Origin of the sequence: Halovivax ruber XH-70 (assembly GCF_000328525.1) — an archaeon.
Classification (GTDB): domain Archaea; phylum Halobacteriota; class Halobacteria; order Halobacteriales; family Natrialbaceae; genus Halovivax; species Halovivax ruber.
In genome coordinates, this window is the sequence record NC_019964.1 from 1,982,742 (window position 1) to 2,004,984 (window position 22,243).

Annotated in this window: 27 protein-coding genes, 1 tRNA gene and 1 pseudogene; 2 read left to right on the top strand and 27 right to left on the bottom strand. The window is 63.2% G+C overall.

The window, feature by feature from the left end; translation table 11 throughout:
- Positions 1 to 2 precede the first annotated feature (2 nt).
- From HALRU_RS09405 to HALRU_RS09520, 24 genes are read right to left on the bottom strand one after another with little or no spacing between them, the layout of a single operon-like run.
- Positions 3 to 488 carry an uL15m family ribosomal protein gene (locus HALRU_RS09405; RefSeq protein WP_007704236.1) on the bottom strand — a complete coding sequence of 162 codons (486 nt, stop codon included), beginning with the start codon at positions 486 to 488 and terminating at the stop codon, positions 3 to 5.
- Between the two features lie 2 nt (positions 489 to 490).
- Positions 491 to 958: a 50S ribosomal protein L30 gene (gene rpmD, locus HALRU_RS09410; protein ID WP_015301159.1), complete on the bottom strand. Its 468-nt coding sequence runs from the start codon at positions 956 to 958 to the stop codon at positions 491 to 493.
- On the bottom strand, positions 955 to 1,608 hold the full coding sequence (locus HALRU_RS09415; protein ID WP_015301160.1) for a 30S ribosomal protein S5: 654 nt from the start codon (positions 1,606 to 1,608) through the stop codon (positions 955 to 957). Before HALRU_RS09415 ends, rpmD begins: the two co-directional genes overlap by 4 nt.
- Positions 1,601 to 2,152, bottom strand: a complete 552-nt coding sequence (locus HALRU_RS09420; RefSeq protein WP_015301161.1) for a 50S ribosomal protein L18 — start codon at positions 2,150 to 2,152, stop codon at positions 1,601 to 1,603. The genes HALRU_RS09415 and HALRU_RS09420 overlap by 8 nt, the downstream gene beginning before the upstream one ends.
- Positions 2,152 to 2,601 carry a 50S ribosomal protein L19e gene (locus HALRU_RS09425; protein WP_007704228.1) on the bottom strand — a complete coding sequence of 150 codons (450 nt, stop codon included), beginning with the start codon at positions 2,599 to 2,601 and terminating at the stop codon, positions 2,152 to 2,154. Before HALRU_RS09425 ends, HALRU_RS09420 begins: the two co-directional genes overlap by 1 nt.
- Positions 2,598 to 3,341, bottom strand: coding sequence for a 50S ribosomal protein L32e (locus HALRU_RS09430; RefSeq protein WP_015301162.1), 744 nt, complete (start codon positions 3,339 to 3,341; stop codon positions 2,598 to 2,600). Before HALRU_RS09430 ends, HALRU_RS09425 begins: the two co-directional genes overlap by 4 nt.
- A 2-nt stretch (positions 3,342 to 3,343) precedes the next feature.
- Entirely contained in the window at positions 3,344 to 3,880 is a 537-nt protein-coding gene (locus tag HALRU_RS09435) for a 50S ribosomal protein L6 (RefSeq protein ID WP_015301163.1), read from the bottom strand.
- 4 nt (positions 3,881 to 3,884) lie between these two features.
- Positions 3,885 to 4,277, bottom strand: a complete 393-nt coding sequence (locus HALRU_RS09440) for a 30S ribosomal protein S8 (RefSeq protein WP_015301164.1) — start codon at positions 4,275 to 4,277, stop codon at positions 3,885 to 3,887.
- Positions 4,274 to 4,450, bottom strand: coding sequence for a 30S ribosomal protein S14 (locus tag HALRU_RS09445; RefSeq protein ID WP_007704220.1), 177 nt, complete (start codon positions 4,448 to 4,450; stop codon positions 4,274 to 4,276). Before HALRU_RS09445 ends, HALRU_RS09440 begins: the two co-directional genes overlap by 4 nt.
- Positions 4,443 to 4,976 (bottom strand): 50S ribosomal protein L5, encoded by a 534-nt coding sequence (locus HALRU_RS09450; protein WP_015301165.1) that lies wholly within the window; start codon positions 4,974 to 4,976, stop codon positions 4,443 to 4,445. Before HALRU_RS09450 ends, HALRU_RS09445 begins: the two co-directional genes overlap by 8 nt.
- On the bottom strand, positions 4,973 to 5,737 hold the full coding sequence (locus tag HALRU_RS09455) for a 30S ribosomal protein S4e (protein ID WP_015301166.1): 765 nt from the start codon (positions 5,735 to 5,737) through the stop codon (positions 4,973 to 4,975). The genes HALRU_RS09450 and HALRU_RS09455 overlap by 4 nt, the downstream gene beginning before the upstream one ends.
- The gene (gene rplX, locus HALRU_RS09460; RefSeq protein WP_015301167.1) at positions 5,734 to 6,090 is read right to left on the bottom strand and encodes a 50S ribosomal protein L24; all 357 of its coding nucleotides are present in this window, start codon (positions 6,088 to 6,090) and stop codon (positions 5,734 to 5,736) included. Before rplX ends, HALRU_RS09455 begins: the two co-directional genes overlap by 4 nt.
- A gap of 4 nt (positions 6,091 to 6,094) precedes the next feature.
- Positions 6,095 to 6,493 carry a 50S ribosomal protein L14 gene (locus HALRU_RS09465; RefSeq protein WP_007704216.1) on the bottom strand — a complete coding sequence of 133 codons (399 nt, stop codon included), beginning with the start codon at positions 6,491 to 6,493 and terminating at the stop codon, positions 6,095 to 6,097.
- Positions 6,493 to 6,942, bottom strand: coding sequence for a 30S ribosomal protein S17 (locus tag HALRU_RS09470; RefSeq protein WP_007704213.1), 450 nt, complete (start codon positions 6,940 to 6,942; stop codon positions 6,493 to 6,495). The genes HALRU_RS09465 and HALRU_RS09470 overlap by 1 nt, the downstream gene beginning before the upstream one ends.
- Positions 6,933 to 7,397, bottom strand: a complete 465-nt coding sequence (locus tag HALRU_RS09475; RefSeq protein WP_015301168.1) for a ribonuclease P protein component 1 — start codon at positions 7,395 to 7,397, stop codon at positions 6,933 to 6,935. The genes HALRU_RS09470 and HALRU_RS09475 overlap by 10 nt, the downstream gene beginning before the upstream one ends.
- Before the next feature lie 2 nt (positions 7,398 to 7,399).
- The gene (gene rpmC / locus HALRU_RS09480; protein WP_015301169.1) at positions 7,400 to 7,612 is read right to left on the bottom strand and encodes a 50S ribosomal protein L29; all 213 of its coding nucleotides are present in this window, start codon (positions 7,610 to 7,612) and stop codon (positions 7,400 to 7,402) included.
- Positions 7,612 to 8,556: a 30S ribosomal protein S3 gene (locus HALRU_RS09485; protein ID WP_015301170.1), complete on the bottom strand. Its 945-nt coding sequence runs from the start codon at positions 8,554 to 8,556 to the stop codon at positions 7,612 to 7,614. The genes rpmC and HALRU_RS09485 overlap by 1 nt, the downstream gene beginning before the upstream one ends.
- The gene (locus HALRU_RS09490; RefSeq protein ID WP_015301171.1) at positions 8,556 to 9,032 is read right to left on the bottom strand and encodes a 50S ribosomal protein L22; all 477 of its coding nucleotides are present in this window, start codon (positions 9,030 to 9,032) and stop codon (positions 8,556 to 8,558) included. The genes HALRU_RS09485 and HALRU_RS09490 overlap by 1 nt, the downstream gene beginning before the upstream one ends.
- A gap of 7 nt (positions 9,033 to 9,039) precedes the next feature.
- Complete coding sequence (locus tag HALRU_RS09495) at positions 9,040 to 9,462, bottom strand: 30S ribosomal protein S19 (protein WP_007704203.1); 423 nt, start codon at positions 9,460 to 9,462, stop codon at positions 9,040 to 9,042.
- Entirely contained in the window at positions 9,459 to 10,181 is a 723-nt protein-coding gene (locus tag HALRU_RS09500; protein ID WP_015301172.1) for a 50S ribosomal protein L2, read from the bottom strand. Before HALRU_RS09500 ends, HALRU_RS09495 begins: the two co-directional genes overlap by 4 nt.
- Before the next feature lie 2 nt (positions 10,182 to 10,183).
- On the bottom strand, positions 10,184 to 10,438 hold the full coding sequence (locus HALRU_RS09505; RefSeq protein WP_015301173.1) for a 50S ribosomal protein L23: 255 nt from the start codon (positions 10,436 to 10,438) through the stop codon (positions 10,184 to 10,186).
- Complete coding sequence (gene rpl4p / locus HALRU_RS09510) at positions 10,435 to 11,187, bottom strand: 50S ribosomal protein L4 (protein ID WP_015301174.1); 753 nt, start codon at positions 11,185 to 11,187, stop codon at positions 10,435 to 10,437. Before rpl4p ends, HALRU_RS09505 begins: the two co-directional genes overlap by 4 nt.
- 3 nt (positions 11,188 to 11,190) lie before the next feature.
- Positions 11,191 to 12,213, bottom strand: a complete 1,023-nt coding sequence (locus HALRU_RS09515; RefSeq protein WP_015301175.1) for a 50S ribosomal protein L3 — start codon at positions 12,211 to 12,213, stop codon at positions 11,191 to 11,193.
- A gap of 4 nt (positions 12,214 to 12,217) precedes the next feature.
- A complete protein-coding gene (locus tag HALRU_RS09520) occupies positions 12,218 to 13,093 on the bottom strand; it encodes a putative RNA uridine N3 methyltransferase (RefSeq protein WP_015301176.1) in 876 nt (291 codons plus the stop codon).
- A gap of 298 nt (positions 13,094 to 13,391) precedes the next feature.
- On the opposite strand from HALRU_RS09520, the gene HALRU_RS09525 reads away from it, so the two are divergent.
- Both HALRU_RS09525 and HALRU_RS09530 read left to right on the top strand, forming a co-directional pair.
- A tRNA-Gly gene (locus tag HALRU_RS09525) sits at positions 13,392 to 13,462 on the top strand.
- Between the two features lie 645 nt (positions 13,463 to 14,107).
- A complete protein-coding gene (locus HALRU_RS09530) occupies positions 14,108 to 14,902 on the top strand; it encodes a zinc-ribbon domain-containing protein (RefSeq protein WP_015301177.1) in 795 nt (264 codons plus the stop codon).
- A 282-nt stretch (positions 14,903 to 15,184) separates the two neighbouring features.
- On the opposite strand, the gene HALRU_RS09535 is transcribed toward HALRU_RS09530, so the two are convergent.
- From HALRU_RS09535 to HALRU_RS16260, 3 genes and pseudogenes are all read right to left on the bottom strand, one after another.
- On the bottom strand, positions 15,185 to 15,907 hold the full coding sequence (locus HALRU_RS09535) for a M48 family metallopeptidase (RefSeq protein WP_015301178.1): 723 nt from the start codon (positions 15,905 to 15,907) through the stop codon (positions 15,185 to 15,187).
- Positions 15,891 to 18,848, bottom strand: coding sequence for a type I restriction endonuclease subunit R (locus HALRU_RS09540; protein WP_015301179.1), 2,958 nt, complete (start codon positions 18,846 to 18,848; stop codon positions 15,891 to 15,893). Before HALRU_RS09540 ends, HALRU_RS09535 begins: the two co-directional genes overlap by 17 nt.
- A gap of 312 nt (positions 18,849 to 19,160) precedes the next feature.
- Positions 19,161 to 22,084, bottom strand: a pseudogene (locus HALRU_RS16260) (AAA family ATPase).
- Between the last annotated feature and the right edge of the window lie 159 nt (positions 22,085 to 22,243).

The following is a 22,243-nucleotide window of genomic DNA, read 5'->3' on the forward strand; positions in this document are numbered from 1 at the left end:
TATTAGTCCTCTGTCTCCTCGTCGTCGGTTTCGGCGGCTCGCGCCTCGCCACGCTCGGTAAGGACGGCGGCGCCACCAGCGGCTTCGAGTTTTTCACGTGCACCGTCGGTGAACGCGTCGGCGGTCACGGAGAGCGCGTCGTGGACCTGACCGGAGCCGAGAACCTTCACGAGGTCGACGTCGTCTCCGTCGTCGGCGACGTCGCGGGCATCGATCGCGTACCCGTCGTCGGTCTCCTCGGCCACACCGTCGGCGACGAGCAGCGGGAGGTCCTCGTCCAGCGTACGGACGTCTACCTCTTCGACCGTCGGCTGCGCGTCCTGCGGGCGCTTGAAGCCGTGTTTGTGCTTCGGTTCGTAGTTGTGGAACTCGTGTTTGCTCCGCCCGGCGCGGCCGCGGCCGCCTCGATGGCCGGCTCCACGGCGGTTCTTGTGCGTCCCGCCGCTGTGGGTTCGCGATCCGCGCTGGCGCTTTTTCTTACTCGTCATGGTTAGCGCATCGATTCTAGCAGGTCGTTAATCTGCTCCGTTGTATGCTTTCCGAGTTGGCCACCGTCGCCCGTCGGCTTCTTGATACCGTCGTGCCCACCGCGTGGCGGGTGCAGGCGAAGCGTCGGGGAGAGTCCTTCCTCGCGAAGTGTCGTTTCCTCTTCGAGTAGTGCCTCGGCGAGCCCATCGAAGTCGCCGTAGGCCGTGTTGTCGGCGACCCACGCTTCGTCGACGTCGGACTGGCGGCCTTCGAGCGGCTCGGCCCGCTTCGAGAGCACCGTCGCGAGCACGTCCGTGCTGGGTTCACCGTACGCGACGTAGTCGTGGACCTTCGTGATCATCCCGCGGTAAGTGTCCCGTTCGGGGACGAGCGTCGCGTGGTTGACCTCGGGGATGTTGAGCATCATCAGCGTGTCGTCGACCGCGTCCGAGCGGTCGACCTCGCCGCGAAGCTGGACGAGTGCCTTCATCGCTCGACCACCTCGGCGTCCTCGTCAGCCTGCGTCCGAGCCGGCATGCGGGACTGCGAGGCGTTCTCGAGCGCGTTGAACGTCGCTTTCGCGAGGTTGACCGTCGTCCGAGTGTTGCCGTGGCTCTGTGTCCAGGCGTTCTCGATACCCGCGAGTTCGAGGACGGCGCGAACGGTGTCGCTCGCGGCCAGTCCAAGCCCCTCGGGTGCCGGGATGACGTCGACCTCGACCGAGCCGGCCTTCCCGCTGGTTCGGTGGGTCAGCGAGTGTGGCCGGTCCGATCGGTCCTCCCACGACCCGGAGCCGCGGGGAACCTCGATGATGTTCAGTTTCGCGATCTCGATAGCCTTCTGGATGGCCGATCCGACCTGGTCGTCTCGCCCCTCGGCGTAGCCGACGAAGCCGTTTCGGTCACCGACGGTGACGACACAGCGGAACTTCACGCGTCGTCCGGAGTCGGTCATCCGCTGGACCATGTTGATGTCGAGTACCTCGTCGTCCAGCCCCGGCAGGAGCTGGTCGACGAGCTCCGGCTCCTTCAGCGGAAGCCCGGAGTCGAGTGCGGCCGACATCGTGTCGATCTCGCCCTCCTGTACCTTTCGCCCTAGTCGTGTGACGGGTTCCCACCCGCCGTCCTGTCGGTTACTCATTGCTGATCTCCTCTCGTACCGTATCGAAGTGCTCGGGGAGGTCGGCCGCATCGAAGTCACCGCTGTACAGCGGTTCGTCGAGCGACTCGGCGTACTCGGCGATGTGTTCGCCGCGCGTGCGCGACCAGTCGGCGAGGACGCTGTCGTTGTGCGGGATCTCGAGCCCCGCGTCGATCGCACCCTCCTGAACCGCGAACACCTTGTTGCCCGGCGTCGCCGTGTGGAGACCCAGATCGAGAACCGCTTCCTCGACACCGGCCTCGACCGCTCGCGTGCCGGCCAGGAGGCCGGTCAGATACGCCGCAGGCAGGTTACTCGTGGGTGCTTCCCAGCCGAACTCGGCTAAGTCACCCGAGTGTGCGCTTGCATGTGTTTCGTCGCCCTGGGGGCCGGGAGTGATCAGCTGCGCCCTGACGTGCGCGTTGGACGTCCGCGCGACGAGGCGCGGCTTGCCCGATTTCAGCAGGCGCAACCTCTGATGGTAGTCCGTCCGGACCTCCCGGCGACGTCGCATCGGTACCTTATATCGTGGTCCTGTTGCCATTATTCGTCACCGTATTCGTTCTCGATGAAGGTCAGCATGTACCGGACGCTGCGGAACTCGCCACCGCCAGCTTTGCGGTAGAGTTCGCGGTACTCGGTCGGCGTAAGCTCGTCCGAGTCACGCAGTTCGCGCAGTTTCCGTCGCTGAGCCCGAATCTGATTTCGCCACTGTTCCTTGCTATCCTGACGGGCACCCGCCTTCCCGCGTCGCTTGCCCGGCCCCTTCTGGTGGCCGTATGCTCGCTTCGCGTTCCGTTCGCGGGCTCGACCGCGGGAGTTACCGCGGGCGTCCTCGGCACGGATCGTGCCGTCGTCGACGAGTTCGCGGATCTCCTCGCGCGTGATCGCCTGGGAGATCTCTCCCTGGGCGTCCGGATCGAACCAGATACGATTCTTGCCGACGTCGAGGACGTCTGCTGCGAGTCGCTTCTGTGCACTCAGGTCCGTCATTCGTCTACCTCCACTTCGACGTAGGTCGGGTTGAGAACGCGAATGCCTGCGTCCTCGGCCTGTTCTTCGATGCGTTCGCGCTTGCGAGCACCGACCGACCCGGCGATACGAACAGCTTCGGTGTCGCCGTCGACGCCGTCTAAGTCGTCCGTGTTCTCGACGCGGATTTCCTCGAATCCGCTCGGGTGCTTGCCGCGCACCGTCGTCGGCGTCCGGTAGCCGGCCTCGACTTTCGGGCCCTTGCCCTTCACGCCGCGGCGCTGCTTCGAGAGACCACCACGCGGCTTTCGCCAGGATTCCGGCGTCCGCTTTTTCTTGTGGTAGTCCTGTCGATTGAACTGCGGTTTGCCCTCGTGGTGCCGCTCGGTCAGGAGCCGCCCCTCCTCGTCGGAGAGATCGGGCTCCTTCTCGGTCAGACCCCGGGGCTGCAGTTCGGTCTCGACGTCTTCGGCCTCGTCCTCCGCTTCGGGCTCGGCCTCGTCTTCGATCTCGGCTTCGGTCTCCTCGTCGACCTCGAGATCGCCGACGTCAGCCTTGATTCGGGCCGCAAGCGCCATACCGACGCCTTCGACCGCCGCCAGGTCGTCCTGGGAGGCTTCTTTGACGTCGTCGACGGACTCGAATCCGGCCTCGCGAAGTGCGTCGGCCTTGCTCGCGCCAACGCCACTGATCTCCTCTAAGCTCTCGGGAGTTCCCTCCTCGACTGCTGCTTCGGCGTCGTCAGATTCGTCCTCGGACATGATCAGGCACCTCCCGTGCTGGGTTTGGCGGTGATGTAGACGCCGTCCTGGAAGACACGCGTGTCCTTCCCAGTGACCTGGGTCAGCTGCTCGATATCAGCTGCGGTCTGGCCGACGTGTTCTTTGTTCGGTCCGGAGAGCGTGATGGCCTCGCCATCGACGTTCACCTGGGTATCACCGTGGATAGTCGTTCGTCGCGGTGCTTTCTCGCCGAGGAAGTTCTCGATGACGACTTCGTCGCCTTCGACGTCGACCTGCATTGGGAAGTGTGAGTAGAAGACTTCCATCTCGTACTCCCAGTTGTCGGTCACGCCGTGGAAGGCGTTGCGGACGTGGCTCTCGAACGTGCCGACCGTCGCCGTCGTCTTGGCGTCGTCGGCGTCGCTCTCGATAACCACCTGGTCGCCATCTACCTCGACGGTGACGTCCGGGTACCAGAGGCGACGGGAGACCGTCCCTTCCGGCCCATCGACCGTCACGTCGAGATGGTCGACCTCGACTGTTACGTCGTCGGGTATGGTGAGTGTTGTTCGTGCCATTGCTCTAGTAGACGTACGCGATCACCTGACCCCCAATGGCCCGCTCACGAGCCTCGTAGTGGCTCATGATGCCCTCGCTCGTCGTGACGACGAGCGCACCGAAGTCCCGAGCGGGGAGGAATCGCTTCTCCCACTTCTCGAACTCGTCGGCGCCGGCACTGTAGCGTGGCTTGACGGGGCCGCACTCGTTGATCGCTCCGTTCAATTCAACCTCGAACTGACCGCCTTTGCCGTCGTCGACGAACTCGAAGCCGTCGACGTACCCGCGGTCGTAGAAGACCTCGAGTACCTGTCCGATCACGTTCGAGGCGGGCCGTACCTCGTGGCTCAGATGGCCCACGCTCTCTGCGTTGTCGATGCCCGAGAGCGCGTTGCTGAGTGGGTCGTTACCTGTCATCTGTACTTCTTGAATCCCATGTCGCGGGCGATCTCGCGGAAGCACTGGCGGCAGAGATTGATGTCGTACTTCCCGACAAGTCCCTGCTTGCGGCCACAGCGCTGACAGGACTCAAGCTGTCCCGTGCGCTTTGCGGCGTGCTCGCCCGTCTGTTCGTTCTCACTTTCACTCATCGTCTACCTCCACGTCGAACGCCGCCTCGAGGAATCGAATCGAGTCCTCGGGCGTCAGTCGATGGTTCGACGGGATCGACCGGGTTGCCTGATCGCGTTTCGCAACGCGATAGCCGGGACGGACCAGGTTGACGGTCACGTCCAGTCCGTAGATCCCGATGTTCGGGTCGTACTCCTGGCTGGGGAAGTCGGTGTGCTCGGCGACACCGAAGCTGAAGTTCCCCGTCTCGTCGAACTGGCGAGCGGAAAGGTCCGCGATCGGCAGCGCCGTCTCGAGGAACTCGTGTGCGTCGTCGCCACGGAGCGTGACTTTCGTCCCGATCGGCTCACCCTGGCGAATGCCGAACTCCGGTTCGGTCGCGGCCGCTTGCGTGCGGACGCTCTGCTGACCGGAGATCTCTTCGATGATGTCCTCGGCGTCGGCCAGTTCGCGACCGCCCTGCCCGACGCCCATGTGGACGACAGCTTTCTCGACGCGCGGTTCGCGCATCGAGTGGAAGTCTGCCGACGATTCGGCGTCGCTCATTCGTCATCACCTGCGCTCGCGGTTTCACCGCTCGCATCCGAGGCAGCAGCCTCGCTACCCGTGAAGTTCTCGTCGATGACGACGACGTACTCCTCGACGGTCTCGAATTCCTCGTCCGTCGCGGCCGCCTCGGCCGCTTCGACGGTGACGATGTTCGAGCCGCTCCCGGGCGTGACGTCGATCTCGGCGACCTGACCGATCTTGCCGGCGTGGTTGCCGCGAACGGCCGTCACGAGCGCCGATTCTTCGTACGGGAAGTGTGCGACGATCTCCTTCGACTCGTTGTCGACGACGACGGAGTCGTTCACACCGTAGGTGGCCTCGTCGTCGACGGTCACGTTGGTGCCGTCGTGCAGCGAGAGCTGCGTGACGCCGCCGGTGACCTGTCGTTTGCCCTCGACCTTGCCGAGTCGGCTCTCGGCCGATTCGGCGTCGATCGGGGTCAGCGAGAGGCGGCCACCCTCGTCCGGGAAGACGCGGTAGGCCTCCTCGCGGTCGGGGAACGCCAGAATGTCGAACATCCCGATCGGGCGCTCCTCGTCGCTGATCTCGTCGCCGTTGACGAGCACTGCGTCGTTCGCGAGTGCGTAGCGCGCCTCCTTTCGGTTGTCGACGTACTCGAGCACGTCCCGCAGCAAGATGAGCAGCGGAACGCCGTCTTCACCGTGCGGGCCGGCCCCAGCTTTCACCGTGAAGGTGTCGGTCTTTCGCTCGACCGGCCAGGACTTCGGTACCGAGAGTCGTTTCTGATGGTTGCTCATTCGCTATCACCTTCGAGTCGTGCCTCGCGACGCTCGTCGCTCAGGTCGAGGTCCGTGATGCGGACGTTCGACGCGTCGAGCGGGCGAGGGACTTCCTCGCCGTCGGCCGTCTCGACCGTGACGTCTTCGACGTGGATGACGCCGTCGCGAAGCGAGACGGTGAGAACCTCTCCCTCCGTCCCGGCGTAATCGCCGCGCATCACTTCGACCGTATCACCGGCGTTGACGCGCGTGCGACGGGTGTCGTACTCCTCGCGGAGCTCCTCGGTGAGCGTCGCGTGCAGCTGCGTGCCGCGCTTGTGCAGCGGGGCACGGTCCGTCTGCGTTCGCTGTGTGCGTGGTTGCTTGCTCATGGTTCTATACGATCATCGTGGCGGTGCTCGCGATGGCACCGAACCGTTCGGCGACTTCGCGAGCGATCGGTCCCTTGATCTCCGTTCCGCGGGGTTCCTCGTTCTCGTCGACGATGACGGCCGCGTTGTCCTCGAACTTCATGCGCGTGCCATCCGGGCGCCGAACGGTCTGGCGCTGACGAACGACGACGGCTTCGAGCACCTGGCGGCGCATCTCGGGCGTCCCCTTGGTGACGGAAACGGTCACCTTGTCGCCGAGGCCAGCCTTGGGCTGGCGGTTCTTCGTGCCGTGGTAGCCCGCGACGCTGATAACCTTCAGCTCTCGGGCACCGGTGTTGTCGGCACAGGTGACGAGCGACCCCTTCTTGAGTCCCTGCGTGACGTCGGCCTTGATCGCCTCCATCACTGCTCACCCTCGATTTCCTCGGCGTCGGCGTCCGCCGTCACGTCCTCGGCCGAGAGTTCACGGTCAGGCTCCTCCTGACGCGTGAGCTCGGCGACGTCTTCGGCAGTCGCCTCCTGTGTTACTTCGACGACCACGTGCGATTTCGTCTTCGACAGTGGTCGGGTCTCTGCGATCTTGACCGAGTCACCGACCGAGAGCGGCTCGAGCACGCCCGGCACGTGTGCCGGAATGCGCGAGCGACGCTTCATGTACCGATCGTACTTCGGTACGGCCACGTCGTACTCTCGCTCGACGACTACGGTCTTGTCCATGTCCGTCGAGACGACCTGCCCTTCGAGGACCTGTCCTCGAACGGGAAGCTCGCCGTAGAACGGACACTTCTCGTAGTCGTATTCCTCCGGGTTTGCCGGTTCCGGAGGGGTGTCTACATCTAGTCCTATTGCCATGGTGAATCTCCTGCCGTTTCGGTACGGCGGGCCGGTCGTTCGTTCAGGCGCGATCCATCGACCGTAACGTAGGCCACGCCCTCGCCAGCGCTGTCTGTGGTGGAAGCCGGTTCGGACTCCCCCGCAGGTTGAGTGTCGGCCAGTTTGGACGCGGTCCCCGGGGCCTTTTCGACCCCGGCGGCTTCATCTGTGATCGCGAATTCGAACGTCGTTCCCACCTTCGGTACCGTAACCACCCGAGCGCCGTCCGCGTCACGTGCGTCGGCGTCGTCACCGCCGTCTCGCGACTCGCGTCGCTCCGCCTCCGGCGAAGCACGCTCGATCCGGAGGGTGCTGGTCGTCTCGCGGACGACCCGTCCCCGGATCCCGACCCGACCAGGGTCGTCACTCTCGACGACCCTGACCGAAAGGCCAGTGAGTTCGTGTCGCGGGAGCGTCTCGGGTGTCAGTGGCATGATTATTCTTCGTCGAAGTCGCCTTCTTCTCGCTGGATCGTCTTGATCCGGGCGATCGTCTTGCCGAGTTCGTTGATGCGGCCCGGATCTTCCGGAGCCCCACCGGCTGCGAGGACGGACTTCTGGTTCAGCAGTTCCGTCTCGAGCTCTTCGAGTTCGGCTTCGCGCTCGGCGGGCGTCATGTCGCGGAGTTCCTCGACGTGAACGATCGCCATCAGGCGTCACCTCCCTCGTCTACGTCGTCCTCGTCGCCCTCCATCTCGGCGACGAGCTCCTCGGCCTCGGCTTCGATCTCTTCGTCGAGATCTTCCGTGACCTCGTCGGCAGCGGCCTCGGCGTCGTCGGCGTCTGCCTCGGTTTCGGCTTCGACCGATTCCTCGACGACCTCTTCTTCGATGGCTTCCTCGACGACCTCCTCGTCGAGTTCGGGTTCGGCCTCGGCGTCCTCGGCCGATTCCTCGTCGGCATCCGCTTCGGCTTCGTCTTCCGCAGGCGTGCCTTCAAGCAGTTCCTCGACGCCCTCGTTCGCTTCGACGGCGTCAGGAACGACCGCTTCGGGGTCGAGGCCTTCCTCGACGTGGAAGTCGTCCGGCAGCTCGGCACCCGGCGGGATGATCTTGACGTCCACGCCGATCGTCCCGAGTTTCATGACGGCGACGCCCTGACCGTGGTCGACGACCTCGTCGGCGGGCTCGCCGTTGTGCTTGATGTAGCCACGGTTGAACTTCTCCACGCGCGAGCGTGCGCCCGTGACCTTTCCGGAGAGGACGATCTCGGCACCGAGTGCGCCAGCGTCCATGATCCGGTCGATCGTCGTGTGGCCGGCCTTGCGGAAGTACCAGCCACGCTCTAGGGCGTTGGCCAGTCGGTCCGCGACGATGCGAGCGTTGAGGTCGGGTTCGTCGACCTCCTGGACGTCGATCTGCGGATCTTCGAGGTTGAATCGCTCCTCGAGGGCCGTCGTGACCTTCCGGATGTTCTCACCGCCCTTGCCGATAACCATCCCTGGCTTCTCGGCCTTGAGGACGATCTGCGTTCCCATCGGCGTCTGGGCGACGTCCATGCCGCCGTAGCCGGCGCGACCGAGTTCGTCAGCGAAGAACTCGTCGATCTGTGAGCGGCGCAATCCGTTCTCGATGAACTGGTGTTCGTCTGCCATCAGGCATCACCCTCCATGTCTTCGGTTTCGGCGACGACGATTTCGACGTCGACCTCCGGCGTGTTCCAGGCCGTCGCTCGGCCCATCGCGCGGGGTTTTCGACCCATCGACTCGCCGACCTTGTGGGCGGCGACGTGGGCGATCTCCATCGTCTCGCCGTCGAAGCCCTGGTGGGCCGCGTTGGCGGTGACGTTCTCGAGCAAGTCGAGGAAGGCGTTGCTCGCCTTCTCCGGGTACTTGCCGGCGTCCCAGCCGTCGATGTCCGAACGGTGTCCGGCACCGGTGTTGTGGGACTTGAACGGGATCGAGCGTTCACCCTCGATGACGGCGGCCAGGTACTCCTGGGCGTCACCGACGGTCATGCCCTTGATCTCCCGGGCGATTTCCTTGCTGTGCTTGTGGCTCATGTGACGCTCCCGGAGCATGGCTTTCGCCGTGGAGTCCGGATCCGCGTCGACTGAGTAGTTGATTCCCATTGGACGATCACTTCAGTGGCACGAACTTCGAGGAGCGTGTTGCGCCAATACCGGCCTGTCCGTGTTCGACGGACGTCCGGGTGAGCTGGAACTCGCCCAGGTAGTGACCGATCATCTCGGGCTCGACGCGAACGCGACCGAACTCCTGGCCGTCGTAGACGGCGAAAGTCAGGTCGACGAACTCCGGCAGCACCGGCATGTTGCGCAGGTGCGTCCGGATCGGATCGTTCGCAGTCTCCTCTTCCGTTCGGTTACGGGCCTTCTCGAGCAGCTTCTCCTGCTCCGTCGAGAGCCCGCGTCGGATGCTTCGCCGCTTACGTGCGGGCAGCAGTTCCGCGACCTCGTCGAGCTCCATCTCCTGCAGCTCGTCTAACGTGTGGCCACGGTAGGTGAACTCACCCTCGCGGCCGGTTCGGTACTCCTGGGTCATTTGTTACCACCGCGGCCCGTTCGCCGCGACGAGATGTCGCCCACCTTCCGTCCCGGCGGGGCGTCCCGCGAAACGGACTTCGGGCGACCGGGATGCTGGCGACCGCCGCCACCGAACGGGTGGTCGACGGCGTTCATGGCGACACCACGAACGCGGGGCCACTTCGTCCCCCGTGCGCGCATCTTGTGGTACTTGTTTCCGGCTTTGACCATCGGCTTGTCCGTACGGCCACCGCCGGCCACGACGCCGATCGTCGCGCGGCAGTTGGGATCGAGACGCTTCGTCTCGCCGCTCGGCAGCTGGACGACCGCAGCGTTGCGGTCGTGGGTGATCAGGTCCGCGTTGACGCCCGATGCGCGCGCGAACTTCCCACCGTCGCCGGGCTTGGCCTCGACGTTACAGATCTGAACCCCTTCCGGGATCTCCGAGAGCGGAAGCGTGTTACCGGGCTTGATCTCCGCGGAGATGCCGATCTGCAGTTCTTCGCCGACGGTGATGCCCTCGGGTGCGAGGACGAGGCGCTGATCGCCGTCGTCGAACTCGACGGCGGCGACCGGCGCCGATCGAGCCGGATCGTGCTCGATGTCGACGACCGTCCCGCTGACGAGGTCCGTCTCTTCGGGCTTTTTGTGCTCGAGGTCGGCCTTGTATCGGTGCGACGGTGCGCGGAACGTCGAGGTCCCGCGACCACGTCGCTGTCCCTGAATTCGTCGTCCCATGGTCAGAACACCCCGATTCGCGAGGCGACTTCCTGCGCGTCGTCGTCCTCGCTCAGTGTGACGATCGCTTTCTTCTTTCCGTCCATCTGTATCTGCGTGTTGACGTCCGTGACGGTCACGTCGAACCGCGACTGGACGACCTCACGGATCTCGGGTTTCGCCGCGTCGACGTCGACGACGAACTGGAGCTTGTTCTCGAAGTCCATGTCGTTCATCGCCTTCTCGGTCACGAGCGGGTAGTCGATGATCGAACTCATCGATCGCTCACCTCCGCGAGTGCGGCTTCGGTCCAGACGGTCAGTCGACCCGGATGCGTACCGGGCGCAAGATCCTCGGCGTTTACCTCGGCTGCGGTCGCGACGTCGGCGCCCGCGAGGTTGCGAGCGGCCCGCGACGGACCGGCCTCGCTCGAGGTCACGAAGAGGATCGACTTCGGCTGCTTGTACTTGCGACCGCGGGTCTTACCGCGGCCGGCTCGGACGGAGCGTCCCTCGTCGGCACGCTCGATGTCGGCGTCGAGCCCGGTCCCTTCGAGGAACGAGACGACCTCCCTGGTCTTCTCGAGATCCTCGAACTCGTCGTCGACGACCAGTGGAAGTTCGAGGTCGTCGTCGAACTCGTGACCGCGCTCGGCGACGCGCTCGGCGTCCGCGGTCGCCGCGATGGCACTCCGCGTCGCGAGCTTTCGTTCGTTCGTGTTGATCGACTCGGTGCGGTCGGCCTCGGCTTTCGGCGGGTGGGCCTTCCGTCCACCGACAGCCTGGGGAACGCGACGTGCGCGTCCACCCTGCTGTGGGACGTGAGCCATCCCCCGGCCACTGCCGGGACTCTCCGCCGACGTTCGCTTCCCGGCGAACTCGTCGGCGCCGTAGGCCTGTGTTCGGTTTGCCTGGGCGACGCGTACCGCGCGGGAGATCAAGTCCGGGCGATACTCCGTCTCGAAGATCGCCGGGAGCTCGACCGTGTCCGCCTCGGCGCCGTCCAGGTCGTGTACTGTTGCCTGCATAGATTATCCCTGGTTCGATGCGGTGGAGACGAACCGGACCTCGGGATCGAGGCGCGGCTGGTCTCCGGGTCGGATCGCCGGGCGGAAGCGAATGAGTCGCTGTGATGGCCCGGGGAGCGAACCCTTGATCAACGCGTGCGGGCCGTCGACCTCGCCGTAGTTGACGAAGCCGCCGTCGACCGTCGCGTCGGCGCCGTCGCCGATGGCGAGCAGGCGCTTGTTCAGTTCGGTGCGCTGGTGGTACCCGGTCTGGCCCTGCTGGGGAACCGTCGAGCGAACGCGGCTCGGGTTCCACGGGCCGAGGTTACCGATGCGGCGACGCCAGCCCTGACGGGCGTGCTTGCCTTTGCGCTTCTGGACGCCCCAGCGCTTGACGGGACCCTGGGTGCCCTTTCCTTTCGTGACACCGCTCGCGTCGACGTACTCGCCGGCGCGGAACACGTCGTTCATGACGTGCTCGCCACCGTCGGCCTCGAGCAGATCGAGACCGAACTCGACGCGGTCGTCGACCGAGCCGCCGCCGATGCGCGTCTCCATGACGTCCGGCTTCGTCTTCGGCACGGACTGGATCTCGTCCGGCGTCGTGTACGTGATCGCGCGGACGTCGTCCACACGTCCCGCCTCGAGGGCGGCGGTGAACTCGTCCGCGGCTGCGTCACGGTCGTAGTCGTCGCCAGGCAGGTCGAGTGTGCGTTCGAGCTCGTCGTCGAGCTCGTCCGCCCAGACCTCGGCGACCGGTTGCTGTCCGTATGGCGATTCTTCGTACGCTCGCAGGGCCGCGATGGCCATCGGCGGCGTCTCCACGATGGTGACCGGGACGGTCGTCTCCATCCCTTCGGTCGGCGAGTTGGCCGCGTCGTCGACCGTCACCACGTGGGTCATGCCGGCCTTGTAGCCCGCGAAGCCCTGTAGCGTCGGCTGTCCGTCGTCATCCGGCCACGAACGGAAGCGCGGGACCTCGCTGGTCGCCCGCTTGCGTGGGCCGAATCCGAGTGAGCCTTTGCGTGGTCTATTTGCTTGTGGCATTCTATCACGCTCTCAGTGAGAGGCAAGCGAGGGTGGCGAACATCGCTTCTTCCGTTCGCACCACCTCGCTGCCCTGGTTCGGAACCGTGTTCAGCCAGAGGTCGAACCCCGGATCGCCGCTGGGTTCGACTCCGTCTGCCGTCCCGCCGTCCCCGCTGGACGACGCGCCGGCACGTGACTCCTCGATTCCGAGGATGTCCGGCAGCCCTCTCTCGGGCGCACCGAAGGCGACGGTCATGCCGTCGCGCTCGACGCGTCCGGCCAGTGTCTCGAGTCGCCCGGTGGTGAGTTCCTCACCGTACCGGGACGACGCGATGCGAACACCGGCGTCCTCACGGCCGAGTGCTGCGGAGAGGTCCGTCCGCTCGATCGACAACCCCGCAAGGGGCTCGTCGACGAGCTTCGCCCGGACCGGTCGTCGCGAAGAGATCCTGACGGTCACGCGCTCCCCCTCATCGACCACCATTTTCGGTGGTACGTTGAGGGAGATCGGGTGTTGCAGTCCGCAATTGACCCGGACGCGGCCTTCAGGTCCGACCTCGGTCACGATCCCTCGTCTTAACGACCCCGAACCGTTCGATTCGGAGCCGGTCCGTGATGAAGCGCGGAGCGGCGGCAGGACGCCCACGTACTCCAGTTCGTCCCGCTTGCCCCACGCCTCGGTTTTGAGGTACGGGGGCGTTGCGGCGTATCGCAGCACGGTTTCGACGAACCCGCCGTCGAATCGACCCGTTTCGCCGTCCCCGTCGGGGAAGACGATCAGGCGGTCGGCCCGGAAGATCGTCGCCGCACGGGCGACGTATCCGAGTTTGCGAGTTGCCTCGCGTTTGTCCTCGGCTTCACGGGCTATCGACGACGGCACGAGTACGCTGACGGTCATACCGTAGCGCTTCGGCGCCTCGTCACTAGACTGTAGCGATTCATTGCGGACAGGGTCTTAAAAGCATGGCGAAACGATTCGGGCCTGTGACGGCCTCACACCCACGAAAACGTGATAGACAGCGACAGGGTACCCACGAGGGAATTGTCAGCCTGAGAAGGAGATCCCGATATATTGCATTTTCCGGGCGCACACGCGCCAACTCCTCCACCAACGACAACCGTGACACGGCGTGGCGAAACGCCCGCCTTTCGCAACCCTTATACCCCCATCGGCGATTAGATGAGAGTGCAACAGGGCGCTGGTAGTGTAGTGGTATCACGTGACCTTGCCATGGTCACAACCTGGGTTCAAATCCCAGCCAGCGCACTTCTACGGTGAACAACCCTCCCGAGCACCGCGTAGCGTGTGCTCGGAACCCGTGAGCCATAGAAGTCGCCCTGGATTTGAACGAGAGAAGTCGCAGCCCGCACAGCGAACGGAGTGAGCGAGCAGGACCGTCTTCGCGTTGTTCAAATCCCAGCCAGCGTTCTTTTCCGAACCCAACTCCCATGAGCACTGCTACGCAGTGCGAACACCCGGGTTCGGAAAATCGCCCTGGGTTTGAATCAGACCAGTCGCGCGCAGCGAAGCGAGCACGTCTGGGCGTGGTTCAAATCCCAGCCAGCGCATCTCCGTAAGATACAAACCCTTTTTAAATCGAGCCTCTGAGACTTGGGTTCATCGAATTAAGCTTCCCCCCTACCACGTTATTTCCACATAGCGACGTCCTGCCCTCATCGAGGCTATTGCACTGGCCTACTTTCTCGATCTTACCCAATTCCCTTGGCTACCGCTCGATTCTCGTTCGCGCCATCCACGGGTGGATTCATCTCACTTAGTTCGGGATCCCGAGGTTAGCCCACTGTAACCCTCGTACCCCTATGACCTCTATCCAACAGGAACGAAACTCAAGCAAATGTTACACTAACTATACTTAGTCGTGGAGAATAGCGATCATGTGGGTTGGTAACAATGGCCAAGAAATCTCCAAATGCGAATTGCTACCAATGTGGGAAAGCACTGGAGGAGACCGCACAGTTTTGCCCAAATTGTGGGGCAGATCAGACCGTTTCACGCACCGACCAGGCCAATACCGAACGAAAAAGCGGATCCAACGAGGGTGAAGCAGAAATCCGTAATGATGGATCTAGTTCGTCAAAGGAGAAGAAAATTACAATCGGTCGCATACTCGCTTGGATTATCGCACCGTTGGTTATCCTCGTTGGGTTAGCGATGATTCAAACGGATCCAGTCGCTGGCGCGATTGTGGTAGCGGTTGGTATATTTGCTCTCCCAACAACCCGAGGTCGAATCAGAGAAGATTATGACTTAACATTTTCACGTTGGGTCGTCCTTGGCGTGGTGGTCATTGGATTAGCCATAGCAGGCGGACTCGTAGGTCAAGATGGGGTTGAGCCAGAATCAAATGTAGATGATGCAGGCCCTTCTGCGGCTGAAGCTGAACCAGCTACTGACGATACGGTAACGGACGCCGAGGAGGGAGTCGAAGGCAACCAGATACGTGTCCGCTACGACGGCGAGTGGTCAGGTGCCATCGGTGAAGAAGGTGCCACCCGCAGTGTCGATGGCAACGGAGATGACACGCTCGACGTAGCCGACGATGCAATGATCATCAGCGCAACGATTCAAAAAGAAGACGATTCAAATACCGAACTCACTGTACAGATCCTCGAAGACGGAGAGGTTGTAGCGGAACAAAGTACGACCAGCGAATTTGGGGTAGTCAGCGTCACTCACGGGCCGTAGTTCATTCGGCTCGGCCAGTCGTTTTCGGTACCCTCTTTTGCTACACACCGCCATAAGAGATCCACCACTTTCTATACTTATTCTGGAGTTGCACGTACGTTCGACTATGGAGACCAATTTATTTCGTGAATGACCCCCGACTCGTGTACACGTCCCTGAAAATGCGCCCGCCCAACTGCCGGTGAGTAACAACCGTTCATTCCTGGATCAACACTTCCCGGACGATTCTCCCTCGTAGAGGGCGTTCCTCACCTCTACAAGACGAAGTTGGCACGGATTCTGTTACAGATCGTCGGGTGAGAAGATTAGCCGCGCACTGTGTTCGTCGAGCCACTCGGCGTGTTCTCGGTAGGCCGGATCGTGATCAGCGACGAGAGCCCAAAACGCATCCGTGTGGTTGGCCTCGCGAAGATGGGCCAGTTCGTGGATGCAGACGTAGTCGATGATCGCCGGCGGTGCCATCAGCAATCGCCAGTTCAGCCCGAGCGTGCCGGTCGTCGAACAGCTCCCCCAGCGGGTTCGCTGGTTTCTGATTTCCAGCCTGTCGTACGCAACCCCCATCTCGTTCGCGAAGTGATCGAGCCGGTCGGAGAGGTACGCACGGGCCTGCCGTCGGTAGAAGTTCCGCAGCGCCCGCTCGACTGACGACTGGTCGACCGCACTCCGTCGGAGGCGAATCGTCCCGTCTTCGACGGCAGATTTCTGCCGTGGCTCAACGAGCAGTTCGTGCTCGTCGCCCAGATAAGGAAACAGCTCGCCGGCCTCGAAGGTCCGATCTGGAACGTCGTCTCGATAGCGGTCGAATTTCGCCTTCTTATCGAGGACCCACGTCGCGTTTTCGGAGAGGATCGCCTCAGGGTCGTCGTCACCATCTGCAGGAAGGACCACCGTGATGCCATCGATTCCCGCGTCGATTCGAGACTGCGAGGCGTCGGCACTCGTCGTGACGTCGTAGACCACCTCCTCACCGGCCAGCGTCGTCGTTCGCTCACTCGTCCGCGACATAGTTCTGAATCAGGTAGGTGTGAACGGCGTCGATGAACGCGTCGGTGACCAGGTCGCCACGCTGGTGGGTTTTGACCAGGACGTCGAGCAGGACCAGTTCGATCTGCTGGACGGTTTTCGGGTTCGTCTCCCATCCCTGGTAACTCGTGTCGATGCGGTCGTCGAACTCGGAAACGATGTCCCCTGCGAGTGTGGCTGCGGTGTCCTCGGAGAGTTCGGTGTCTCGCTCCTCCGTGAGGTCGGTGAAGATGGCGAATTCGGCGTCCGTCATCCCCCGTTCGTTCGCCTCCTCGTCGACTTCGAGGACCGCCGCCTCGACTTCCCGCAGGGCCTCGACGGTTTCGGGATCGGTCCGATCGCCGGCCCGCCACTCGTCGACGATGTCGGTCACGCGCTCGCTCAGTCGTTCGTAACGCGGATTCTGCCCCATCCGGGGCTGGGTACTCTCCTTGATCGCGTGAGCGATGGTCGTCGCCTTCGCCGCGTCGCTGCTGAGGTGATCGAGATCGTCCAGGTACTCGGCGCCGAGTTCGTAGACCGGGTACTCCCGTTTGATCTCGCCGATGTTGACGTGCTCCTCGATGATCTCACGGGTCTTCTCCCGCATCTCGTCTTCGGGACGCTTCGAACGGTTGGCCGTCCGCTGGAACGCCGTGTGGATCCGGCCGAGCCAGCCGTAGTCCTCGACGATCCCCTCCTCGACGAGTCGACGGTCGGGCGAGACGGACTCGTAGAGGTCCTGGAGTCGGCGAAAATTTCGTTTGAACTCGCCTTTTTCGGGCTGGGAACTCACCCGGTCGAGACAGGCGTCGACCGTCTCCTGGCTGTCCTCGCGGGGGATCCCCTCGAAGATGTCGAGCACTGCGTCGAGTTGGTTCTCGAGTTTCTCGAACAGCTTCTCCCTGTCCTGGGCGGCGTACTGCCTGGTCGTGTCGTCGTAATCGAGCGCGTCGTCGATGTTCTCGAAAACGCCCTGAAAGTCGACGATCTCGCCGTTTTCCTTGCCGTCGGCGGGTCTGTTCGTCCGCGCGATGGCCTGCATGAGGGTGTGATCTCGCAGTTCCCGATCCAGGTACATCGTCTTCAGGACGGGTGCGTCGAAGCCCGTCAGGAGCATATTGTGCACCACGAGCAGTTTGGGCTCGTCTTTCTTTTTGAACCCCCGGACGATCTCGTCGCGCTCGCCGGAGTCGGTGTGGAACTGCTGGAGCAGGTCGGGATCGTCGTTGGTCGCGGTGAAGAGCACCTCGACGGCGTCCTCGCCGCGTCGGTCGATCAGGCGTTCCCCGTACATGGCTGCCGACTCCCGACTCGGAGTGACGACCATTCCCTTCCAGCCGTTCTTCGCGACGCCGTCGAAGTGGTCGTCGATCTCGTCGACGACGCGCTCGACGCGCGGTTCGATCTCGGCGAGCATGCGGCTGGTGACGTGGTCGCGGATGACGGCCAGTTTCTCGTCTGTGGGGAGGGTAGCGAACGCTTCGTCGAACTCCTCGTCTAGTCCCGTCTCGTCCACGTCCCACTCCATCTCGTGACGGAGGCGGAAGAAGACGGGGAGGATCAGCTCGTCGTCGATGCCGTCCTTGATCGAATACCGGTGAAGGTACTCCTCGCCCTCGGGGGAGAACTCGTCGAACGTGTTTCGATCCTTGTCCCGGTCGCCTTCGCGGACTGGCGTGCCGGTGAACCCGAACTGGTAGGCGTCAGGCAGGGCGGCGTCGAGTCGGCTCTTGAGATCGGCCTCCATGAAGCGATGGGCCTCGTCCGACAGCACGACGGCCTCGTCGGTCGCCCCCACGCCGGGGTCGACGTCCTGAAACTTCTGGATGGTCGTGACGACGAGTTCGCTCCGCCCTGCGGCGATGGTGGCTTCCAACCCCTCGATGCTCTCGGCTTCGGTCCAGCGCTCGAAGGAGAGGTTGGCGAGCTGGTCGCGCATCTGGCTGTTGAGTTTGTCCGTGTCGACGACGATGAAGAGTTGCGGGGCGTCGAGGATGTCGCGTTCGAGGAGGTTCTTCGCCGCGAACAGCATCGTGAACGACTTGCCCGAGCCCTGGGTGTGCCAGATCAACCCCTTGCGGTGCTCACCCCGGTCGACCCGCTCGAGAATCTCCCTGACCGCGTAGTACTGCATGTGTCGCGGGACGATCTTCGCGTCCTGGTCGGCCTGGCGCTCGTAGAAGACGAAGTGCTTCAGGATGTCGAGCAGCGTCGTCGGGTTCAACAGCGCGTGCACGGCCTGCTCGACATCGTTCTCCGATTCGTAGGCGTCGGGAGCGGTCGTCCAGCCCTGGTAGAACTCGCGGGCGGCGCCGACGGCGCCGTACTGGAGGGTCCGCTGGTCGGCGGCGACGTTGAACAGCGTCGGGACGAACGCCCGCGGGACCGTCTCCTCGTACTCCTGGAGGTCCGAAATCGCGTCGTAGACGTCGGCGTCCTGCGTGACGGATTTGAGTTCCAGCTGGACGATCGGGATGCCGTTGACGAGCAGGGTCACGTCGGGTCGGATCGACCCTCGCCGGGTGATGGCGAATTCGTCGACGGCGTGCAATCGATTTTTCTCGGGTTCGTCGAAGTCGATCAGGTCGGCATAGATGGTCTTCGTGCCGTTGTGTTGCTGATCGACGGTGTGTTTCTTCCCCTTCGTCAGGAGTTCGTGGAACGCCTGGTTGCCGTCGAAGAGGTTGTCGTGATCGAGGTCGCGCCGGAACGAGTTCAGGAAGCGGTCGACGTTGTCCGCCGTCAGTTCGTCGTTGAGGTCGACGACGGCCTCGGCGAGCAAGTCCCAGTAGATGACCTCAGAGCGCGTCCGCCCGTAGCGCTCGTCGAGGACCGTCGCCCCGTGGCCCTCGCCGAGTCCGTACGTTTCCCACCCGAGGCCGTCGAGCCACTGGAGGACCGACCGCTGGAGCCCGCCCTCGGTGGGAACCGATTTTGTCATTTAATGTCCCTTTTGATGCGAGCCCGAAGTTTCTATCGGTAGTCGTGATCAACGTCGAGGATTCTTTGATGGGGGCGGCTCGGGGCAATTTGGGTTAGACGGACCGACGAACCAACCTGTCTAATAAATATTACGCACGCTGCTGGCGCTAAGCCAAAAATTCGACCCCACAATTTGGGTTAGCGGAATTTCCGCTCAGCTAAGCCAAACGTGGAGTACCAGTTCTAGCGAGGATTCCGTTTCGTCTAGATTTTGGCTGAACGACCAATTTGTTACCGGATTCGAGATAATCAGCGGAGAAGTTTTCTCAGCTCAGTCGGTCTCGGCCGGCGCGTCCTGCCTGATCGTGTAGAGGCGCCACCGGCCAGCGTCGTCGGGCTGACACTCGATCTCGATCGTCAGATCGTGGGTGTTCGAGGCTTCGACGAACTCGAGAACGACGCACTCGTCTTCGTCGACGATTCGCTCGATCGAGCTCGCGAGTTCGACGTTGGATAGATCCATCGCCATGACGTCCCGTTTCGAGAGGACCTCGACGTCGGCGTCGGGATGATACAGGGCGCTCAGGCCCTCGCGGTCCTGCGCTCGGATGCGGTCGTAGAAGTGCCGGACGACGGCTTCGGGAGTGAGTGAGTCGTCGGCTATTCTGGTGGGGCCATTTTCCGCATCGACCGACTTCGTGTCAGACTCGGATGCATCATCGTCGGTCGCGTTCGATTCCTTGTTTGGTGATTCCGCGCGGGTATCTTCGGTCGGTTTTCCGCCGCCATCTTCCGCCTCACCGCCGACCGCACCAGATTCGTCGCCGTCGTCTCCGTTCGCCACGTCCTCGAGCCCCTCGCCATCGAGATAGCGCATCCGGAATCTGGTGTCGAAGTCGCGGATGACGTGCTTCGTCTCGTAGGTTCGCAACCGATCCTCGTACTGATAGAACTCGTCGTCCTGCAGGGCGACGCCGCCGGCCTCGCTGGCGTACTGCAACCCGATGATGACGTGATCGAAGGTGATAGTGACGTCGTCCAGCGAGGTCGCCTCGCCGTCGAGTGGCTGGCCGTCGTGAGCCTCGGTGGCGGCGATGTAGGCGGCGTACTTGGCGACCTTGCGGATGACCGCGGGGGTCAGCGTTTTCATCCCCAGGAAGTCGATGTCGAGGGAGTCGACGTCGACGCTCGCTTCGTCGGGGAAACTCTCGCGCCAGAGGCGCCGACGCAGATCCTCCTGCGGCACGTCGAAGCGGATGGCGTGGGCGATACGCCGTTTGAACGCGGGGTCGATGCCCGAGCGTTTGTTCGTCGTCAGGAGGGCGATGCCGTCGAACGATTCCAGGCGCTGGAGGAGGAAGTTGGTGACGTTGTTGGCGTGGCGGTCGGTGGCGTCGCCGACGTCCGTTCGCTCGCCGAACAGCGAGTCGGCCTCGTCGAACAGAAGGATGGCGTTGGAGCGCTCGGCTTCGTCGAGCAACGCGGCGAGTTGACTTTCGGTCTCGCCGATGTACTTGTCGACGATCTGGGCGAGATCCACGCGGTAGAGATCGAGGCCGGTTTCGTTCGCGAGGATTTCCGCGGCCATGGTCTTCCCGGTGCCGGGCTGGCCGTAAAAGAGCGCGACGACGCCGTCGCCGCGGCTGCCGGGCTCGCCGAAGCCCACTCGCTGGTGACAGCGCCGCGGTACTGGAGGTGCCCACAGAGTTCCCGGAGGTGGGTCTTGGGCCTGTCGTTCAGGTAGAGGTCGTCCAGCTCATAGCCGGGTTCCATCCGCTCGGCCAGCGCTTCGAGATTGGAGGCGGAGTAGCGCTTGCACGCCTCGTAGAGGTGGTCCCGTTCGAGAGCGGCGTCGACGGGGGCGAAGGCGTCTGCGGCGTACGCTTCCGGCGCGTCGCCGGGTGCCTCGACGACACCCTGCTCCGATCGGCAGAGATACCGGGCCGTCTGCACTGCTCGACGGATGTCACGCTGGGGAAGTCGGAAGTTGGTCGCGACGTTGTCGATCAGGTAGGATTCGGAAATCTCGTCGGCGTACTCCTCCCAGATGGCCAATCGAGTACTGTACTCGGGGGGCGGGCAGTGGGCGGTCTCGATACGGTGGTGGGCGAGGTCGACATCGGGTTTCCACGAATCGATGTGGGAGAGGAAGACGTCGCCGGGCGCGTCGTCGAAGCGCTCGACGACTGAGTCGACGGTGGGCGCGTCGAGATCGGGCATCGAGATGCCGCCGTCTTCGTCTAGGCCAATCGCGGGTGTCTCCGTCCGTTCGGTGACGCGTTCGAGCCCCGTGAGGTGGATCGCCGCGTCCTGCAGGGCGGCCTCGCGGATCAGCCGAGTACATAGGTCGTCGTTCTCGACGATCTCAGTGGCGTCCACCCGCAGGATGGCTGTGCCACTGTCGGTGAGGGCGGCTGGGAGGCGGTCTTTGCCGGTGCCGTCCTCGCCGGCGAAGTGGTAGATGGTGGGCGCCTCGGCCACAGCCGAGCGGTCGCGAACGGTTTCCAGCGTCTCGGTCGTCTCGTCGTCGAAGACCAGGTCGGAGAGACTGCCATCGGCCTGCTCGATGGAAACGAGATCGGCGAGCGCGCGGTCGAGGCTGTCGTCGCCTTTGAGATAGTCGACGATGCGCTCGTCGACGGTGACGGTGTCGTAGGACGAGGGTGTGCCCGGAGATCCTTCGTGCCGGAGAAGCAGTCGATACTCGAACAGCGGTGAATGCGGTGAGTAACTATCGTTGATGGTGACGTCGCCAGGAGTCTCGGCGTGTCCCATTCCGATGAGAACGGTTTCGAGTAATTGGATCGTCGGCGCTGTCTGCTGATTGTTTCCCTGAATGGCGCCGTAGATCGTGTAAACCTCACGGTCGAGTATCGGCGCGAGCGCGAGCAGGAGCGTGTCCAGTTCCACTCGTGAGAGGTCGAACGCTTTCGTCAGGTGGGCGAGGCGGCGGTCTGCCCCCGCTTTGGAGTTTGTGAGTGCTTCGTCGATCGTCTCGGTCTTCGTCCGGAGGTGACGCTGTAACTCGGTCACCTTTTCGGGAGCGGCGCCCGTTTGGAGTCCGTTTAGTGCGCCGAGACGCGACCCGGCGGTGAGCAATCGACTCTTGGGTTCGGAATCGGTGGTTCCGTCTGCATTCGTGTCCTCCAACTCGGGCACTCGTTCGAGGATGTGCGGCGTTTCGGCGAGCGTCGTCAGTGCGAAGCGTACCCGATCGAACTCGGACTGCAGGTGGTCCCCGAACCGTTCGTACATTTCGATGATTATTGATTCTGCTCCTCTCCCACATAATATTTCGTTTCACATACAGTCACCACCCGTCAAAACAGTGTGAACAAGTACCCGCACAAATTCCAATCTACAGCGGTCGAGCACTCCCGTCCGCGGTTATTTCATGAAAACAATTATAGCAAT

Excerpts from the sequence above, each read along its gene's own strand:
- rpmC (WP_015301169.1), bottom strand. The coding sequence starts at position 7,612 with ATGGCGATCGTTCACGTCGAGGAACTCCGCGACATGACGCCCGCCGAG.
- HALRU_RS09435 (WP_015301163.1), bottom strand. The coding sequence starts at position 3,880 with ATGGCACGAACAACACTCACCATACCCGACGACGTAACAGTCGAGGTC.
- HALRU_RS09405 (WP_007704236.1), bottom strand. The coding sequence starts at position 488 with ATGACGAGTAAGAAAAAGCGCCAGCGCGGATCGCGAACCCACAGCGGC.
- HALRU_RS09485 (WP_015301170.1), bottom strand. The coding sequence starts at position 8,556 with ATGGCAGACGAACACCAGTTCATCGAGAACGGATTGCGCCGCTCACAG.
- HALRU_RS09505 (WP_015301173.1), bottom strand. The coding sequence starts at position 10,438 with ATGAGTTCGATCATCGACTACCCGCTCGTGACCGAGAAGGCGATGAAC.
- rplX (WP_015301167.1), bottom strand. The coding sequence starts at position 6,090 with ATGAGCAAGCAACCACGCACACAGCGAACGCAGACGGACCGTGCCCCG.
- rpl4p (WP_015301174.1), bottom strand. The coding sequence starts at position 11,187 with ATGCAGGCAACAGTACACGACCTGGACGGCGCCGAGGCGGACACGGTC.
- HALRU_RS09430 (WP_015301162.1), bottom strand. The coding sequence starts at position 3,341 with ATGTCCGAGGACGAATCTGACGACGCCGAAGCAGCAGTCGAGGAGGGA.
- HALRU_RS09470 (WP_007704213.1), bottom strand. The coding sequence starts at position 6,942 with ATGGCAATAGGACTAGATGTAGACACCCCTCCGGAACCGGCAAACCCG.
- HALRU_RS09495 (WP_007704203.1), bottom strand. The coding sequence starts at position 9,462 with ATGACCCAGGAGTACCGAACCGGCCGCGAGGGTGAGTTCACCTACCGT.
- HALRU_RS09450 (WP_015301165.1), bottom strand. The coding sequence starts at position 4,976 with ATGAGCGACGCCGAATCGTCGGCAGACTTCCACTCGATGCGCGAACCG.
- HALRU_RS09455 (WP_015301166.1), bottom strand. The coding sequence starts at position 5,737 with ATGAGCAACCATCAGAAACGACTCTCGGTACCGAAGTCCTGGCCGGTC.
- HALRU_RS09440 (WP_015301164.1), bottom strand. The coding sequence starts at position 4,277 with ATGACAGGTAACGACCCACTCAGCAACGCGCTCTCGGGCATCGACAAC.
- HALRU_RS09475 (WP_015301168.1), bottom strand. The coding sequence starts at position 7,397 with ATGCCACTGACACCCGAGACGCTCCCGCGACACGAACTCACTGGCCTT.
- HALRU_RS09445 (WP_007704220.1), bottom strand. The coding sequence starts at position 4,450 with ATGAGTGAAAGTGAGAACGAACAGACGGGCGAGCACGCCGCAAAGCGC.
- HALRU_RS09420 (WP_015301161.1), bottom strand. The coding sequence starts at position 2,152 with ATGGCAACAGGACCACGATATAAGGTACCGATGCGACGTCGCCGGGAG.
- HALRU_RS09530 (WP_015301177.1), top strand. The coding sequence starts at position 14,108 with ATGGCCAAGAAATCTCCAAATGCGAATTGCTACCAATGTGGGAAAGCA.
- HALRU_RS09520 (WP_015301176.1), bottom strand. The coding sequence starts at position 13,093 with ATGACCGTCAGCGTACTCGTGCCGTCGTCGATAGCCCGTGAAGCCGAG.
- HALRU_RS09415 (WP_015301160.1), bottom strand. The coding sequence starts at position 1,608 with ATGAGTAACCGACAGGACGGCGGGTGGGAACCCGTCACACGACTAGGG.
- rpmD (WP_015301159.1), bottom strand. The coding sequence starts at position 958 with ATGAAGGCACTCGTCCAGCTTCGCGGCGAGGTCGACCGCTCGGACGCG.
- HALRU_RS09535 (WP_015301178.1), bottom strand. The coding sequence starts at position 15,907 with ATGTCGCGGACGAGTGAGCGAACGACGACGCTGGCCGGTGAGGAGGTG.
- HALRU_RS09490 (WP_015301171.1), bottom strand. The coding sequence starts at position 9,032 with ATGGGAATCAACTACTCAGTCGACGCGGATCCGGACTCCACGGCGAAA.
- HALRU_RS09540 (WP_015301179.1), bottom strand. The coding sequence starts at position 18,848 with ATGACAAAATCGGTTCCCACCGAGGGCGGGCTCCAGCGGTCGGTCCTC.
- HALRU_RS09465 (WP_007704216.1), bottom strand. The coding sequence starts at position 6,493 with ATGGAGGCGATCAAGGCCGACGTCACGCAGGGACTCAAGAAGGGGTCG.
- HALRU_RS09425 (WP_007704228.1), bottom strand. The coding sequence starts at position 2,601 with ATGACGGACCTGAGTGCACAGAAGCGACTCGCAGCAGACGTCCTCGAC.
- HALRU_RS09515 (WP_015301175.1), bottom strand. The coding sequence starts at position 12,213 with ATGCCACAAGCAAATAGACCACGCAAAGGCTCACTCGGATTCGGCCCA.
- HALRU_RS09500 (WP_015301172.1), bottom strand. The coding sequence starts at position 10,181 with ATGGGACGACGAATTCAGGGACAGCGACGTGGTCGCGGGACCTCGACG.